Raw genomic sequence first — 16396 nt, forward strand, 5'->3', positions numbered from 1 at the left:
GGTTAAATCTTAGTAAGTGTTAAGGAGAGTGTTATGTCGTCCGTATCTTCCATCGTGGCAACCGCCATCGCCGCACTTCTGCCCCTGGCTGGCGTTACTGGTCCCGTCGATGCACAGGAGATGCTCTCCCAGCCAGAGTCCGCCACCAGCACGGAGACCCTGCCTAGCGGCGAGCTGGCGGTGCAGCGCGAGCTGGCCCTTGCCACCCAGGAGCTGGGGCACGACTTCATGACCATCCGCTTTGAAGGCAATGACACCGCGCACATCGTCTTCCTGGAAACCTACAACCCGGATACCGACCAAGCCGCCGTGGACCGCGTTATGAAGGCCCTAGCCACCAACGGTTATGATCGCGTCGATGCAGTTGCCTAGGAAGGCAGCACGTTAGGCGTCGTTGACCGTCTTTTCATAGAGGCCGGGGAAGCGGCTGTCCGGGTCAGTGAGCGCTTTAATACGATCCGGCAGGTCACCGCCGTAGAGCTCGGCAAATTCTTCGGGGGAGTAGAAGGCTTCTGAATACAGCGACTTATGCCCGCCAAGCTCACTGACTTTAGCTTCGATGACGCGGTTGAAGGCGCCGTTGCCCGGGGCGGAGGGGTCGACGTGATTGCCCTCCACGCCCGACCAGAACCCCACGTTGACCCAGGTCTGGTCTGGGCGCAGCGGATACAGCGGCCACGGGGCGGGGGAATCAGCCGCGAGAGAACCGGTACCGACGAGGTCTTCGACGCCCTCGCGCAGCCTAATCGGGCACAGCCACACCGGCTGGATATCGGAGGCCGCAAAGAACCAGTCCAAGAACTCCGGCAAGTTCTCCGGGGTGACCTCGATGTCCTGCACCACGCGCTCACCCCGCGGCAGGCCCTTCGGCTTCTTGATGAAGTTGTACTCCAGCTCGTATTTCCGGTCCAGGCGCACGAGCTTCCAGTAGAAGGAACTGCGCCGCAGCTGCCGCGGCCACACCTTGCGCACCCGCGGATTCTGCGCGCCGAAGGCTCGCGAGCACCAGAACCAGTCAGTATCCCAGCGCCAGATGTAATCGCGCACCGTGAGGCGGTCGCGGCGGATACCGCGGGCGTGCTGGAGGCTGCGGTAGAAAATCTCCTCCCTCGTGTAGTCGGAGGTTGGGCCCTCCTCCTCCGTGAAACGGGCCATGACCAGGTAGGATTCCTCCGGAGAGAAGACCACGCCATCTAGGCCGTGGACATCGACGCCGTCATAGGAGTGGGTGCGGGAGACGTCGTCAAGCGCGCGTGCCAAGGACTCAAAGTCGTGGAAACGCACCTCCCGCAGCTCCACGTAAGGCTTCACCGCGCGCAGCTCAATCTTGAGGCGCACCGCATAGCCCAAGGAACCGTAGGAGTTGGGGAAGAGGCGGAAGAGATCGACGTTCTCCTCACGTGAGCACGTGAGAATCTCGCCAGTACCGGTGAGGATGTCCATCTCCAGCACGGATTCGTGCGGCAATCCATCGCGGAAGCTCGTGGACTCCACGCCCATGCCCGTCACCGCGCCGCCGAGCGTAATGGTCTTGAGCTGCGGCACCACGAAGGGCATCAGGCCGTGCGGCAAGGTGGCGTCGACAAGGTCCTCGTAGGTACACATGCCCTGGACCTCGGCGGTCTGCGCAATCGGATCGACCTCAATGACCCCACTCAGACCGGACACGTCGAGCCCCACCTGCTCGCCGCTGCGCCCGCGGAAAAGATTCGAGGTTTTCTTCGCTAGACGTACGCGCTTGTCCTTCGGCACCGCGCGGAAGCTACGCAGGAGCTTATCGACGCCCTCCTCGTGCGCTTTCCAGCCCACCGGCGGGATCTCCACGGCATCGACGCTGCGGTGATTGCGAATGAGATCAGTCAGCATAGAACTCCTTTAAGTCTTTAGAAGCGCGAATCTTCCCACCAGCGGCGCTCGGGCACGCCGGAACGAGAACCGGCCTCACCCAGCTTGACTCCCAAGAAGTGGTACAAGTTGATGATGTTGTGCTCGAAGCCCCACTCGGAGCCGGCCATATAGATGGCCCACAGGCGCGCGGTGGGAAGGCCCACCAGAGAGCAGGCCTCCTCCCACGTCTCCTTGAGGTTCTCGCACCAATCGTGCAGAGTGCGCATGTAGTCGAAGCGCAGGGATTCCGTGTGGACAACCTCGAAGCCGGCATCCTGCATGCACTTCGTGATGGTGCCGGAGCCGGAGAGCTCACCGTCGGGGAAGATATAGCGGTCAATGAAGCCGCCCTTCGGAGTCTTGTGATTATCCGGGTAGGTAATGCAGTGGTTGAGCATCAATCCACCCGGCTTGAGCTTGCCGTTGAGGAAGCTAAAGAAGTCCGGGTAGTTCTTGACGCCAATGTGCTCGAGTAGCCCGATGGCGGAGATAGCGTCGAAGCCTTCCTCGGTGACATCGCGATAGTCCATGAAGCGGATTTCCGCGAGGTCCTCGAGACCCTCCTCCTTGATCTTGGCCTGGCCCCACTCAGCCTGCTCCTTGGAGAGGGTTACGCCGAGGGACTTCACACCGCGCTTGGCGGCGTAGCGCACCATGCCGCCCCAGCCGCAGCCGACGTCCAGGTGGCGGTCACCCTCCTTGAGCCGCAACTTGTCGAAGATGAGGCGATACTTGTTTTCCTGGGCCTCATCCAGCGTGGCGTCGGGGGAGGGGTAGTAGGCGCAGGTATACGTCATCGAGTCACCGAGGAAGAGCTCGTAGAAGTCATTACCCACGTCGTAGTGATCGGAGATGACGTCCGCGTCGCGTTCCTTGGAGTGCTTGGACAATCCTTCGTGCAGCTTGCGGCGCAGCCACGAGGCTCGCTCGACTTCCGGGACCGGCTGGATCTGGAAAGCTCCCATCGAGGCCAGGGAGCGTGCCACCCTGGCCAAGGTCTTCGCGTCCGGGCGGGTGAACTTGTCATACATGGCGTGCAGCGCATCGAAGATGCCGTAGGGGTGCGCCGGGTGTTCGCCCTCGACAGTGATGCCGTCGGTGACATAAGCGCGGGCAAATCCTACATCCCCTGGGTGAGTCGCGATATAGGCCAAGCCCTGGAGGTTGTTGATCTTGACGGTAAACTGCGCATCGGCTGGGCCGGTGGCGGAACCATCGAAAGCCTCCCAGCGGAAGGGGTTGGGGCTGGGGACGAAGGTATCGATAATCTCGGCCACGGTCATTGGAGAGAATCGCTTACTCATAAAACTACATACTTCTTTCGGTTCATTGGCTGGCAGAAAAAGAACGGCCATACTCCGAGACGCCCCGGGCGTCTCGGGGGAGGTCGAAAAGACGTAGAAATCTTGTAAGGACATTGCCTTCAGACAACACAGGCAATGGTAGGCCCAATCCGGGGATAGCGCTAAGGGAGAAACTAAAAAGGGGACCTCCGGGCGGCCATGTGCGGGGTTAATGTGGCGAAAGTGGCCAAGGCTGGTAGGGTAATGGGGTCAAAAGTGTTCAACCGTTCCTATGAGATGCCTTAAGAGGGCTCTTAGCTTTTGGGAACAGATGAGATCCACCCCCGTGCGCGGCGAATTCGAACCGCACAACAAGCGCGGTAGGCCAGGAGGATTAAGTAGTGTCCGCCATTTTGCAGGCTTTTAAAGATGCCGACCTGCGTAAGAAGATCATCTTCACGCTCGTGTTGATTATCCTCTACCGCGTTGGCGCGCAGATCCCGTCGCCGGGCGTTGATTACGCCACCATCGCCGGCCGCCTTCGTGACCTCACGGAGGAATCCGGCAACCTCTACTCGGTGATCAACCTGTTCTCCGGTGGTGCGCTGCTGCAGCTGTCTATCTTCGCCATCGGCATCATGCCGTACATTACGGCGTCGATTATCGTGCAGCTGCTCACCGTGGTGATTCCTCACTTCGAGCAGTTGAAGAAGGAGGGGCAGTCCGGTCAGGCCAAGATGACGCAGTACACGCGCTACCTCACCCTGGCGCTGGCGCTTCTGCAGTCCTCGGGCATTGTGGCCCTGGCGGACCGCGAGCAACTCTTGGGGCAAGGCGTCCGCGTCCTGGCGGAGGACCGTAACTTCTTTACCCTCGTCGTGCTCGTTATCACCATGACCTCCGGCGCCATCCTCGTGATGTGGATGGGTGAGCTGATTACGGAGAAGGGCATTGGTAACGGTATGTCGCTGATGATTTTCGCCGGTATTGCTACCCGCCTTCCCACCGATGGTGTCAGCATCATGCAGAACAACGGTGGCCTCGTCTTCGCCATGGTGGTCGCCGGCCTCATCGTCCTCGTCGTGGGCATCACCTTCATCGAGCAGGGGCAGCGCCGCATTCCGGTGCAGTACGCAAAGCGTATGGTTGGCCGTCGCCAGTACGGTGGTTCGTCGACCTACCTGCCGCTCAAGGTCAACCAGGCCGGCGTTATCCCGGTTATCTTCGCTTCCTCGCTGATTTACATGCCGGTGCTTATCACCCAGATCGTCAACTCCGGCTCCCCGGGCGTGTCCGATAACTGGTGGCAGCGCAACGTGATTGCGCACCTGCAGGCTCCGAGCTCCTGGCAGTACATCGTCCTCTACTTCGTCCTCACCATCTTCTTCTCCTACTTCTATGTCTCGGTTCAGTATGACCCTGCTGAACAGGCGGAGAACATGAAGAAGTATGGTGGATTTATCCCGGGTATCCGCCCGGGTCGGCCGACCGCCGAATACCTGGGATTCGTCATGAACCGCCTTCTGTTCGTCGGTTCGATCTACCTGGCGCTCATCGCTGTTCTGCCGAATATCCTTCTGGACCTCGGCGTGGGCCGCGCAGGTGCCAGCGGCACTTCCGCCTTCGGCGGTACTGCCATCCTCATTATGGTCTCGGTGGCCCTGACCACGGTCAAGCAAATCGAGTCCCAGCTCCTACAATCCAACTACGAAGGACTGCTTAAGTAATGCGTTACGTACTCCTTGGCCCTCCCGGTGCCGGCAAGGGCACCCAAGCCGCCCTCCTCAGCGAAAAGCTCGGCGTTCCGCACATCTCCACCGGTGACCTCTTCCGCGCCAACATTGGTGAGGGCACCCCGCTCGGCGTCGAGGCTAAGTCCTACATCGATGCCGGCAAGCTGGTGCCGACCGATGTCACCGCCCGCATGGTGGAGGACCGCCTCAACCAGGATGACGCCAAGGATGGCTTCCTTCTCGACGGCTTCCCCCGCACCGTGGAGCAGGCCGACATTCTTGAGAAGCTCCTCTCCGACAAGAGCCTGAAGCTCGACGGCGTGCTGAACTTTGAGGTATCCGAGGACGTCGTGGTCGAGCGCATGCTCGCCCGTGGCCGCGCGGACGACACCGAGGAGACCATCCGCACACGCCTGGGCGTCTACCGCGAGGAGACCTTCCCGCTCATCGAGCACTATGGCGATGCCATCATCTCCATCAAGGCTGAGGGAACCGTTGAGGAAATCAACGAGCGTACCCTGAAGGCAATGGGCAAGTAGCCCGTCTTTTTGTCATGGCTTTTCGTCGACGCACTAAAACGATTCCGGCCCGCACTCCGGGCGAGCTCGATGCCATGCAGGCGGCTGGCGAAATCGTCGGCCGCGCCCTGCAGGCGGTGCGTGCCGCCGCTGCAGTTGGCGTGAGCACGCTCGAGCTCGACGAAGTGGCCGAGCAGACCATTCGAGATGCCGGCGCGGTGCCCACATTCAAGGGCTACGGTGGTTTCCCGGGGTCCATCTGTGCGTCAGTGAACGACGTCATTGTCCATGGCATACCCAGCAAGGAGATTGTCCTCGCTGAAGGGGACCTCGTCTCCATCGACTGTGGCGCTACGCTCGACGGCTGGGTGGGGGATAGCGCGTGGACGTTTGGCGTCGGCAAGCTCCTCTCTGAGGCGCAGGCGCTGTCTGATGCCACCGAATGGGTCCTCCACGAAGGGCTTAAGGCCATGGTCCCCGGCAACCGGCTTACCGACGTCTCCGCAGCCCTCGAACAGGCCACCTACCGTGCCGAGGATAAGTTCGGCGTGGACCTGTTTATTGTTGACGGCTACGGCGGCCACGGTATCGGCCACGAAATGCACGAAGACCCCTACCTGGCCAATGAAGGCAAGGCAGGGCGCGGACCCATCATCCAGGAGGGCTCCGTCCTGGCCATTGAACCTATGCTGGCGCTGGGCACTGAGGACAACGCCGTGCTTGACGACGACTGGACCGTTGTCACCCTCGACGGATCGCTGGCTGCCCACTGGGAACACACCGTGGCGGCAACGGAGAATGGTCCTCGAATTCTGACACAGCGTTACTAAAACGCAACATTCAGGTAGGAAAACCGTGGAGGAAGGTTTATACTTCTCCACATGTCTAAGATTCGCTCCTTTGTTGGTGCTCGTTCCCTACGTCGCGCCACCGCAATCGGCCTGGTAGCCGCCACTCTCTCGGTTGCCCCCGCCGCAAACGCACAGACGGTCCCCTCGATTGATTCCCTGTCCTCCGACTTCCAATCTCAGATTGATGAGTTTGCCGGCCAGACCCGTGAGAACGCGTGGAACAGCCGCAACCAGATGCTGGAGACGCTGAACAACGTTAACCCGCAGGCCGCTGATGCCCTGCGCCCCGTCATCGACGGTGCCATTGAACTGGTCTTCCCGGGCCTCATTGAGCAGAAGAACGCCGAGATTCGTGCGGCTCGCGAAGCAGCTGAGCGTGCCCATGCTGAGCAGGTTGCACGCGAAAAGGCAGCTGCTGAAGAGGCTGCCCGCAAGGCTGAGGCTGAGCGTCAGGCTCAGCGCTTCGACGTTGGGCCGTGCCCGGCTGACGCCCGCATCTGCGTGGATCGCGCCGGTCGCCGCTCGTGGCTGCAGGACGGCAACGGCAACGTGACCTACGTTGCTCAGGGTATGTCTACCGGTAAGCCAGGTGAGGAGACCCCGGCCGGTACGTTCTATATCAACCGCAAGATCAAGGACGAGATCTCCTGGGAGTTCGGAAACGCGCCGATGCCCTACGCCATGTACTTCACCAACAATGGCCACGCTTTCCACGAGGGCTCCCCGGCTTATGAGTCCAATGGCTGCGTACGCCTGACCCACCAGGACGCCGTCCGCTACTGGAACGATGTGCCGATGGGTTCCAAGGTCTTCATCTACTAGAACCGCAGCGGCAAGATAGCCGACTGTCTCGCATACCTCCCGCGCCTTCGGACGATGGGAGGTTTTATATTTGGAAAACACGTATCCGCAGCGTATGCTTTAGAGCTGGTGTCTGTACGCAGCCAAAGTGGTTGTGGAGGACACCAGGCAGTAGACACCAAACATGCAGGTGGGGGCGTCGCCAAGCGCGGCGCGGAGAACTCCACCAGAAAAGTAGAGGTTATGGCTAAGGAAGGCGCAATCGAGGTTGAGGGTCGCATCGTCGAACCCCTGCCCAACGCAATGTTCCGCGTCGAGCTCGACAACGGGCATAAGGTACTTGCCCACATTTCGGGCAAGATGCGTCAGCACTACATCCGCATCCTCCCGGAGGATCGCGTTGTCGTGGAGCTGTCTCCTTATGACCTAACCCGCGGACGCATCGTCTACCGCTACAAGTAAAGACAGTAAGCCTCCTCACCCACGGGACGCACTTGATGCGTCCCTTTCTACCTCAGGCTGCGATGGCCTGAGCCCACGCTGCTAAGCATGCCCACAGTTCCCCGGCACGGCCCGGGGCGAAGCGTATGCGTGGCGGGGGACGGATGAGGAGAAAACCATCGTAACAACCCGAAAGGACTAGCCATATGGCACGTCTAGCTGGTGTTGACCTCCCGCGCAACAAGCGCATGGAGGTTGCTCTCACCTACATCTACGGCATCGGGCCTGCCCGTGCCAAGGAGCTGCTGGAAAAGACCGGCATTTCTCCTGACCTGCGCACCGACAACCTCGACGATGATCAGCTGTCGGCGCTGCGTGACGTCATCGAAGCTACCTGGAAGGTCGAGGGTGACCTCCGCCGCCAGGTTCAGGCTGACATCCGTCGCAAGATTGAAATCGGTTGCTACCAGGGCATCCGCCACCGTCGTGGCCTGCCCGTTCGTGGTCAGCGCACCAAGACCAACGCTCGTACGCGCAAGGGTCCGAAGAAGACGATCGCAGGAAAGAAGAAGTAACACATGCCACCTAAGACTCGTTCCGGCGCGCGCCGTGGTGGTCGTCGCGTCGTAAAGAAGAACGTGGCCGCTGGCCACGCATACATCAAGTCCACCTTCAACAACACCATCGTGTCCATCACGGACCCGCACGGTGCTGTCATCTCCTGGGCATCCTCCGGCCACGTTGGCTTCAAGGGTTCCCGTAAGTCCACCCCGTTCGCAGCGCAGATGGCTGCTGAGAACGCGGCCCGCAAGGCCATGGACCACGGTATGAAGAAGGTTGACGTTTTCGTCAAGGGTCCGGGCTCCGGCCGCGAGACCGCCATCCGTTCCCTGCAGGCTGCAGGCCTCGAGGTTTCCTCGATCACGGATGCCACCCCACAGCCGCACAACGGCTGCCGTCCGACCAAGCGCCGCAAGGTTTAAGGGAAAGGAAGAGGTAAGAAAATGGCTCGTTATACTGGCCCCGCTACCCGCGTATCTCGCCGTCTGCGCGTCGACCTGGTCGGCGGCGACATGGCATTTGAGCGCCGCCCGTACCCACCGGGACAGGCTGGCCGCAACCGCATCAAGGAATCTGAGTACCTGCTGCAGCTCCAGGAGAAGCAGAAGGCAAAGTACACCTACGGTGTGCTGGAGCGTCAGTTCCGCCGCTACTACGCCGAGGCTAACCGTCTCCCGGGCAAGACCGGTGACAACCTCGTCGTTCTGCTCGAGTCCCGTCTCGACAACGTGATCTACCGCGCTGGTCTGGCCAACACCCGCCGCCAGGCTCGCCAGCTTGTCTCCCACGGTCACTTCACCGTGAACGGCAAGAAGATCAACGTTCCGTCCTTCCGCGTTACGCAGTATGACATCATCGATGTTCGTGAGCGTTCCCAGAAGATGGAATGGTTCGAAGAGGCTCAGGACCGCCTGGTAGACGCCAACGTTCCGGCGTGGCTGCAGGTCGTTCCGGACACCCTGCGCATCCTCGTGCACCAGCTGCCCGAGCGCGCTCAGATCGACGTTCCGCTGCAGGAGCAGCTCATCGTCGAGCTTTACTCGAAGTAATCCTTCGACACTTTCATCTTTACCCCTTCTACCGGCGTCATATAGCGGGCGCCGACAAGGAGAAACTCCATGCTTATTTCCCAGCGTCCTCAGCTCACCGAGGAATTCATCGACTCGTCTCGCTCCAAGTTCGTCATCGAACCGCTCGAGCCGGGCTTCGGTTACACCCTCGGTAACTCGCTTCGTCGCACGCTGCTCTCGTCCATCCCGGGCGCGGCAGTAACCTCCATCAAGATTGATGGTGTGCTCCACGAGTTCACCACCATCAACGGCGTGAAGGAAGACGTTTCCGAAATCATCCTGAACATCAAGGGTCTGGTTCTGTCCTCCGACTCTGACGAGCCGGTGGTTATGTACCTGAGCAAGGAAGGCCCGGGTGAGGTGACTGCAGGCGATATCCAGCCGCCGGCTGGCGTGGAGATCCACAACTCGGATCTGCACATCGCATCGCTGAATGATTCCGCCAAGCTGGAGATGGAACTCGTCGTCGAGCGCGGCCGTGGCTACGTCCCGGCTGCCTCCACTTCCGGGGAAATCGGCCGCATTCCGGTCGACCAGATCTACTCCCCGGTGCTGAAGGTCTCCTACAAGGTCGAAGCTACTCGTGTTGAGCAGCGCACCGACTTTGACAAGCTGATCATCGACGTCGAGACCAAGAACTCGATTTCCGCACGCGACGCCCTGGCTTCCGCCGGTGGCACCCTGGTCGAGCTCTTCGGCCTGGCCCGCGAGCTGAACACCGCTGCTGAGGGCATTGAGATTGGCCCGTCCCCGCAGGAGACGGAGTACATCGCCGCCTACAGCATGCCGATCGAGGATCTGAACTTCTCCGTCCGCTCCTACAACTGCCTGAAGCGCCAGGAAATCCACACCGTTGGTGAGCTCGCAGAGTGCACCGAATCGGACCTGCTGGATATCCGCAACTTCGGTCAGAAGTCGATCAATGAGGTAAAGATCAAGCTGGCTAACCTGGGCCTGGCTCTCAAGGACACCCCTGAGGACTTCGACCCGACCCAGCTCGAAGGCTACGACGCAGAAACCGGCGACTTCAAAGACCCGGCTTCCGACGATTCCGAGTAAAGAATTCCACTGAATCGTGACGGCGCGACTTGTGCGCCCCGTCGCGCGCTCACTTAATCCGCACACGAGGAGTACACAATGCCTACCCCCAAGAAGGGTCCGCGTCTCGGCGGCTCCGCCAGCCAGCAGAAGCACCTGCTGAGCAACCTGGCAGCGAGCCTGTTCGAGCACGGCGCAATCAAGACCACCGACGCTAAGGCGAAGCTGCTTCGTCCTTACGCCGAGAAGATCATCACCAAGGCGAAGGCCGGCACCGTTGCTGACCGTCGCGCAGTTCTCAAGCTCATCCCGCAGAAGGATGTCGTTGCCTACCTCTTCGACGAGCTGGCACCGAAGTTCGAGAACCGTGAGGGTGGCTACACCCGCATCATCAAGCTGGACAACCGCTCCGGCGACAACGCCCCGATGTCCCAGATCTCCCTCGTTCTCGAGGAGACCGTGACCTCCGAGGCTAACCGCGCTACCCGCGCTGCTGCCTCCAAGCAGGCTGAGGAAGCTAAGGCTGAAGAGGCTGAGGCTGAATCCGCTGAGGAAGCAAAGGCAGAGGCAACCGAGGCAGAGGTCGAGGAGACCGCTGCTGAGGAGTCCGAGGAGAAGTAAACTTCTCTCGCCTTAACTAGGCCGCAGTACCACCTTAGGTGGGGCTGCGGCCTTTTGTTATGCTTTCTGGGCTATATAACCCCGACCAGAACGTATACTCTATGACCCCGCTGTTTACTGTGCTGTACGTAATCGGCATCGTCTCCGAGGCGATGACCGCTGCGCTGTCCGCTGGCCGGCAAAAGATGGATCTGTTTGGCGTCATCATGTTGGGCGCAGTCACCGCATTGGGCGGCGGCACGATCCGCGACATGGTGCTGGGCGCCTACCCGTTGACGTGGGTGGCGGAACCGCGCTTCCTCTTGGCCGTGGTGGCCGCCGCCGTCGCCACGGTTTATATGTCCTTCCTAATGCACTATTTCCGGCATGTATTCTTGCTTCTCGACGCCCTGGGCCTTGCGGTATTCAGTGTCCTTGGTGCTCAGAAGGCCTTGGAACATGGCCATGGGTTGATTATCGCTGCCGTGGCTGCGGTGCTGACCGGTGTCTTTGGCGGTATTTTGCGTGACTTGTTGTCCGACCGTATCCCGCTGGTCTTGTCCGCCGAGCTGTACGCCTCCATTTCTGTTCTTGCAGCCTTTTCTTATGCGGGATTGATGGAGCTGGGGCTCAGCGATGAGGTCGCTGGCGTCGTGACGGTATGCCTAGCGCTGGCGCTGCGCGTGGCTGCGATCTACTTTGGATGGTCGCTGCCGGTGTTTGAATACCGGGGAGCCGAACAACCCATGGACCCGCGCCTGCGCTTGTCTGCCCGCATTGTTCGGGATGGCGCCCGCAAGGCCAAGCGCAAAGCCGGCCAGGCCAAGAAGAATCTAAAGCACCCCAAGCGGGCTGGCTATGCCGCTTTGAGCAAGCTGGGCGTGAGCAAGAGCGCGAAGCGCCAGCACGCGGCCCAGGATTGGGAACTCAATCGCGAGTGGAATGCCAACGACTAGGTAGAATCAGCATCCATGACTAACGTTCGCCTTCGCCTAGACTTGGCCTACGACGGCACCGACTTCCACGGGTGGGCCAAGCAGAAGGGCGGCCTGCGCACTGTTCAGCAGACCGTTGAGGAGAAGCTGAGCATGGTGCTGCGCCACCCAGTGGAGCTCACCGTGGCTGGGCGCACCGATGCCGGAGTGCATGCCAGCGGTCAGGTGGCGCACTTAGATACCACACGGGCGGCGCTGGGACAGCGCAGCATTGACGGCGATCCCACCAAGCTGGTGAAGCGCTTGGCCAAGTTGCTGCCTGCCGACGTCCGCGTCCACGCCTGCACCGAAGTTCCCGCAGATTTCGACGCGCGCTTTTCTGCCTTACGCCGCCGCTACGTCTACCGCATCACCACCCATCCGCGCGGTGCACTTCCGACTCGCGCACGCGATACCGCGACGTGGTTCAAGCCAGTGGACCTGGAGCTAATGCAGGCCGCGGCCGATCAGCTGGTGGGGCTCAATGACTTCGTGGCTTTCTGCAAGGCGAAGCCGCACGCCACGACCATTCGCGAGCTCCTTGCCTTTGAGTGGAAGGACGTGTCGACGCCCGCGGAGCCGCAGCTCTACGAGGCGCACGTAACCGCGGATGCCTTTTGCTGGTCCATGGTGCGCTCGTTGGTGGGCTGCTGTTTGCGGGTGGGGGAGGGCTCGCGCGGAGTTGACTTCGCCGCCCATATGCTGCGGGAAGAAAGCCGGTCCTCAGAGATCCCGCTTGCTGATGCTCAAGGTTTGAGCCTGGTGGGCGTGGACTATCCCGATGCGGACCAGTTAGCCGCGCGCGCGGAGATGACCCGTGGTCGTCGCGCTGCGGAGGACACCGAGTTGGGTTAATCTAGAACCCACTGCGCCGTGGGAGGGTGGCGCTGCGATTCGGGGGAGGATTCTCATGGCACGCGCGTTGCCAACTACCAAGGCCCAGGTATCGGGCCACAAGTTTCTATTGCGCCGCCTCGAGCACGGACTCGTGTTCGGGGATATCCGTATGATTCATGATCCATTGAAAAGGCGCCAACGCGCCCTGCTGGGCGGGGTAGCCGCAGTAGCCTTCTTGAGTCTTGGCTCGGGGCTCATCGCCTGGATGCAGCCGGACCCGCAACCCGGCGATGCGCCCGTCGTGCGTTCCTCCGAAGGGCAGCTCTTAGCGCTGGTCAACGGCACGTATCATCCAGTGGCTAACTTGGCTTCGGCCAGACTCATTGCCAACGAGCCGGTCGAACCGCATGTGGCAGGGGATAGCTTCTTAGAAGAGATGAGCCTGGGCACCCCGCTGGGGATTGCAGACGCCCCCAACCTTCTTGCAAGCGCAACTGGGCAGGAACCAGGATGGTCGGCCTGCTTGGAAGAATCAACACAGGGCGCGAACTGGCAATCCAGCAGCCGCGTTGGCACCGTGACCGTGGTTGCGCACCGCGCTGTTCCCAGGTTCGATGAAGAGCACGCTGCCGTAGTGGAAACCGATGGCACGCAGTGGCTGCTCACCGGCCAGGGGCGCGTCGTGCTGCCCGAGGCTACGAGCACACAAGGCCGGGTTCTGCGGCGCGCGCTGGGGATGACCGCGGAGACCGCCGTGTGGGCCATGCCCGCGGAGCTGCTCAACACATTTGCCGAACTGGAGCCGCTGAGCTTTCCGGCCGCCCCGCCGGAGATTCTGGATACTGGTGAGCAGCTCTGGGCGCGCACGGAGCAGGGTGTTTTCTCCATCACCCCCACACAGGCGGAGATGCTGGTCGGCCTGGGCGCACAGCGTTTGCCTGCGCAGGCGCAGGAGGTGGCCGCGCTGGGCGACGTCCCACCGTCCTTCAACCTCCCCACCACCCGTGTGGACTTCCTGTCCCCTGAGCAAGGCTGGTTGTGCGCAACTCACAAGCAAGGTGCCGGAACTATGCGGCCGGTGGCGGCCACGGTGGACTTGCCGGGGGACTCGGCCGCGCAGCGTTTCGCCGGCCTCCAGGCCGGCGTGGGCGTGGACAGCGGGCACGGCTACCACGTGGTTTCCGCCACCGGCAGGCGCCACGAGTTGGCTAGCGCGGCAGAGCTTAAAGCACTGGGTGTGGGGGAACCGGAGCGGGTGCCGTGGGAGATCCTGCGGCTGCTGCCGGAAGGCTCTGCTTTGAGCCGCGCGGAGGCCTTAGAGTCTGAGCACTGAGGGTGGCTACGAGGGCGAGGATGGCCACGGCGCCGAGGAGAAGGCGAACAATTGGCCAGCCCTTGGCGGGTGGCGCCGCCTGCGGCCTCACCGCGACGGCACGCTCCTCACGGGATTCGCTCGCGGGCCGATAGGTCACTGCTGTGAGAGGATCAACCACCCCATGCCCGGGCTCTGCTGAGTCAATGATGCGCTGGCGCAGTTGCGCTGGGGAGTCCCCGGGGTAGCGCTGCGCCAACAAGGCGATCGTGCCGCTGACCAGGGGAGCTGCAAAGGACGTTCCCTGAAAGACGGTGTCCTCCTTTCCCGTGGCCCATCCGCCGCTGGGCTCCAGCGCGAGGGGAACGCTGCCTTCCGCGCTGAGGGGTGCCGTGATGGAATACTCCGCGAGGTCGTGCGGCGTGGCCAGAGCACCAACCGCGAGGACGGTGTCGGCTTCCGCGGGAAAGACCACGTCATCCTTTTCACAGCCGCCGGCCGTCGCGTTTCCCGACGCCGCCACAACCACCGCCCCAGCCCCTTCCGCGCGCTCTAGCGCCGCGTCCAAGGCGGAACGATCGACCCGCGTGGCGGCCTCCGGTGGAACGCACGACACCACGGAGACGTTGATGACCTGAGCCCCCGCGCTGACGGCGTCTTCGATGGCGGCAGCCAGGCTGGCCAGCGTGCCGGACCCGGCGCGGTCCGCCTCACCATTGTCCGGCGCTGGGGCCCGGTAGTGCGAGCTGGTCTGCCGGATGGAGTAGATTTCCGCATCCGGGGCCACGCCGAGGTCCTTGCCTGCGATGACGCCGGCCACCACCGTCCCGTGCAGGTCGCAGTCCCGCAGCGGGTCAGGCTCCTCCGGGGTCACGAAGTCTGCTCCTGGCGTCACCCGTAGTTGTGGGTGGGCGGCCACCCCGGTATCGATGACCGCGACCTTCACCCCAGCACCCGTGGCAAAAGAATGCAGCCGTGCCCGGTACTCCGAGTACTGCGCGGAAGGCTGTGGCCCTGCCGTGGCGAGCGTGGCCTTCGCGCAGGCGGTATCCGGTTCGCGGGCGACGGCTACGGGCGCACACAGAGCACTGGTACCCCAAGCCAGGAAAACACCAAGCGCAGCGCCGGCAGCGCCTATTCGGGTCAGGGTATTCATGATCCCAACCCCCGAATGAGCTCGAAGAGTCCTGCCACGTGCGCGGCCAGCGGAAGGCACGCGGCCAGGGCGAGAGCTTCGGCGCGCTCGAACCACACAATGGTGGTCGGCTCAATCTGCCGTAGCTTGCCTGCCCACACAGGCATGGACAGCATGGCCGCGATGACCAGACCCGCAACGATGCTGAGCACCCACGTTCCCGTCGTTGGGGCGGAAAGCAGCTGCCACTCGCGTAGAGGTACGGCCACCGCGGCACACGCAGCGGCAAGGCCATAGATTCCCAGCGCCCACGCGGCGACGGGCCGGGCGTGGCGTGCCGCATGCACGATGACACCGCCCGCGACACTCAGGCACAGGGCTTGGGAAACAATGACGGTTACGCTCTCGTGAGCGTTGAGCGCGACGAGGAGAAGGGAAGGAACGCCCGCCAGCGCGCAGCCCACTGCGATTCCCTCGTAGGCCTGCCCGGCGCGCCGGGCTTTGAGCGAGTTATCCGTAGGGTCCTCATCGGAGATGCTCAGGTCTTGTCCGGCGGTGGGAAGTTGTGGCACCCGGAGGCCAGCGAGCCGCGTGGTGAACAGGGGAGCGCCTGCGAGCAGGGCCACGGTGGCGGCAAGCAGCGGAGCGGGGCCAAGCAGGCCGATGAGCACGAGCAGGCACCACGTCGCGGCACTTGCCCGAGCACGTATTCCGCCGATGCGCACCAGATGGGAGAGCACCGCCACAGTCCCCACGGCCGCCGCCGCAGCCACGAGTGGCGCGGCCGGAATCGCGGTTCCGGATGGGCCAGCAAAGAAGCGCACCCCAGTGGCCAGCGCCCCCGCCAGCCCGGCAGCCACGTGGGAGGCCGCGAGCAGGGAGCCGCGCCGGGTCCACGCCGCGAGCACGAAGCCGATTATCGCAGCGGCGGTGCAGCCAACCGCGGGAGACAGCGCGGCGGCAAGCAACGCGCCGACGGCGATGAGCCCCGCCGCGCCCCAGAACCCGGCCAGGCCGGAAAACTGCGCTGCAGAGACGTCGGCAGCGAGCGCCTCCGCGGCATCGCGCACAATCGGCGCCGGCGATGGCTCATCGGGGCTGAGCACGAGGACGGAACCGTCTTCCACGCTGGTGCGGTCCAGTGGTGTGGTCATCGAAATGGTCTTGCCCGCCGCGGTGGTAGCGCGCCACAGGATGGGGGCCGGTGGGACGTCGACAAGCACGAGCAGTTCCCCCAGCACCTCCCCGAGGCTGGAAGAAAGCGGCAAGGATATGTCCGCCTCTTTGCGAGTATGACCTGCGTGGATACGGACGGTGACGTGGACAGAATGCGCGAGTGCGCGAGTCATGGAATG

The 16396-nt window shown here is 62.4% G+C and carries 18 protein-coding genes; 14 read left to right on the top strand and 4 right to left on the bottom strand.

The annotated features are described in order from the left end of the window. Positions 1-33: 33 nt before the first annotated feature. A complete protein-coding gene (locus HMPREF2808_RS06300; protein ID WP_070624268.1) occupies positions 34-372 on the top strand; it encodes a hypothetical protein in 339 nt (112 codons plus the stop codon). Positions 373-384: 12 nt separating this feature from the next. On the opposite strand, the gene HMPREF2808_RS06305 is transcribed toward HMPREF2808_RS06300, so the two are convergent. Both HMPREF2808_RS06305 and HMPREF2808_RS06310 read right to left on the bottom strand, forming a co-directional pair. Beyond that, positions 385-1866 carry an FAD-binding oxidoreductase gene (locus HMPREF2808_RS06305; protein WP_070624269.1) on the bottom strand — a complete coding sequence of 494 codons (1482 nt, stop codon included), beginning with the start codon at positions 1864-1866 and terminating at the stop codon, positions 385-387. A 17-nt stretch (positions 1867-1883) separates the two neighbouring features. After that, positions 1884-3191 carry a class I SAM-dependent methyltransferase gene (locus tag HMPREF2808_RS06310; protein ID WP_070521682.1) on the bottom strand — a complete coding sequence of 436 codons (1308 nt, stop codon included), beginning with the start codon at positions 3189-3191 and terminating at the stop codon, positions 1884-1886. 380 nt (positions 3192-3571) lie between these two features. On the opposite strand from HMPREF2808_RS06310, the gene secY reads away from it, so the two are divergent. From secY to eccB, 13 genes are all read left to right on the top strand, one after another. After that, on the top strand, positions 3572-4897 hold the full coding sequence (gene secY / locus HMPREF2808_RS06315; RefSeq protein WP_070521679.1) for a preprotein translocase subunit SecY: 1326 nt from the start codon (positions 3572-3574) through the stop codon (positions 4895-4897). Continuing rightward, entirely contained in the window at positions 4897-5442 is a 546-nt protein-coding gene (locus HMPREF2808_RS06320) for an adenylate kinase (protein ID WP_070624270.1), read from the top strand. The genes secY and HMPREF2808_RS06320 overlap by 1 nt, the downstream gene beginning before the upstream one ends. Positions 5443-5456: 14 nt before the next feature. After that, positions 5457-6251: a type I methionyl aminopeptidase gene (gene map / locus HMPREF2808_RS06325; protein WP_070624271.1), complete on the top strand. Its 795-nt coding sequence runs from the start codon at positions 5457-5459 to the stop codon at positions 6249-6251. Positions 6252-6302: 51 nt separating this feature from the next. Next, on the top strand, positions 6303-7094 hold the full coding sequence (locus HMPREF2808_RS06330; protein ID WP_070624272.1) for a L,D-transpeptidase: 792 nt from the start codon (positions 6303-6305) through the stop codon (positions 7092-7094). Between the two features lie 222 nt (positions 7095-7316). After that, positions 7317-7535, top strand: coding sequence for a translation initiation factor IF-1 (gene infA, locus HMPREF2808_RS06335; protein ID WP_003854422.1), 219 nt, complete (start codon positions 7317-7319; stop codon positions 7533-7535). A gap of 185 nt (positions 7536-7720) precedes the next feature. After that, positions 7721-8089, top strand: a complete 369-nt coding sequence (gene rpsM, locus HMPREF2808_RS06340) for a 30S ribosomal protein S13 (RefSeq protein ID WP_010189542.1) — start codon at positions 7721-7723, stop codon at positions 8087-8089. Positions 8090-8092: 3 nt separating this feature from the next. After that, positions 8093-8497, top strand: coding sequence for a 30S ribosomal protein S11 (gene rpsK, locus HMPREF2808_RS06345; RefSeq protein WP_010189540.1), 405 nt, complete (start codon positions 8093-8095; stop codon positions 8495-8497). Positions 8498-8518: 21 nt separating this feature from the next. Beyond that, entirely contained in the window at positions 8519-9124 is a 606-nt protein-coding gene (gene rpsD / locus HMPREF2808_RS06350; protein WP_010189536.1) for a 30S ribosomal protein S4, read from the top strand. 69 nt (positions 9125-9193) lie between these two features. Next, positions 9194-10204 (top strand): DNA-directed RNA polymerase subunit alpha, encoded by a 1011-nt coding sequence (locus HMPREF2808_RS06355; protein ID WP_070521667.1) that lies wholly within the window; start codon positions 9194-9196, stop codon positions 10202-10204. Positions 10205-10282: 78 nt separating this feature from the next. Continuing rightward, on the top strand, positions 10283-10804 hold the full coding sequence (rplQ, locus tag HMPREF2808_RS06360; RefSeq protein ID WP_070565046.1) for a 50S ribosomal protein L17: 522 nt from the start codon (positions 10283-10285) through the stop codon (positions 10802-10804). Positions 10805-10905: 101 nt separating this feature from the next. Continuing rightward, positions 10906-11739, top strand: a complete 834-nt coding sequence (locus tag HMPREF2808_RS06365; protein WP_070565043.1) for a trimeric intracellular cation channel family protein — start codon at positions 10906-10908, stop codon at positions 11737-11739. A 15-nt stretch (positions 11740-11754) separates the two neighbouring features. Next, the gene (gene truA, locus HMPREF2808_RS06370) at positions 11755-12612 is read left to right on the top strand and encodes a tRNA pseudouridine(38-40) synthase TruA (RefSeq protein WP_070521662.1); all 858 of its coding nucleotides are present in this window, start codon (positions 11755-11757) and stop codon (positions 12610-12612) included. A gap of 55 nt (positions 12613-12667) precedes the next feature. Then, positions 12668-13927 carry a type VII secretion protein EccB gene (gene eccB, locus HMPREF2808_RS06375; protein ID WP_070624273.1) on the top strand — a complete coding sequence of 420 codons (1260 nt, stop codon included), beginning with the start codon at positions 12668-12670 and terminating at the stop codon, positions 13925-13927. On the opposite strand, the gene HMPREF2808_RS06380 is transcribed toward eccB, so the two are convergent. Continuing rightward, on the bottom strand, positions 13818-15062 hold the full coding sequence (locus tag HMPREF2808_RS06380) for a S8 family serine peptidase (RefSeq protein ID WP_083309039.1): 1245 nt from the start codon (positions 15060-15062) through the stop codon (positions 13818-13820). The two genes, eccB and HMPREF2808_RS06380, sit on opposite strands and share 110 nt — an antisense overlap. Then, complete coding sequence (eccD, locus tag HMPREF2808_RS06385) at positions 15059-16390, bottom strand: type VII secretion integral membrane protein EccD (RefSeq protein WP_070624274.1); 1332 nt, start codon at positions 16388-16390, stop codon at positions 15059-15061. Before eccD ends, HMPREF2808_RS06380 begins: the two co-directional genes overlap by 4 nt. Between the last annotated feature and the right edge of the window lie 6 nt (positions 16391-16396).

This window comes from Corynebacterium sp. HMSC078A10, assembly GCF_001811565.1.
GTDB classification, from domain to species: domain Bacteria; phylum Actinomycetota; class Actinomycetes; order Mycobacteriales; family Mycobacteriaceae; genus Corynebacterium; species Corynebacterium hesseae.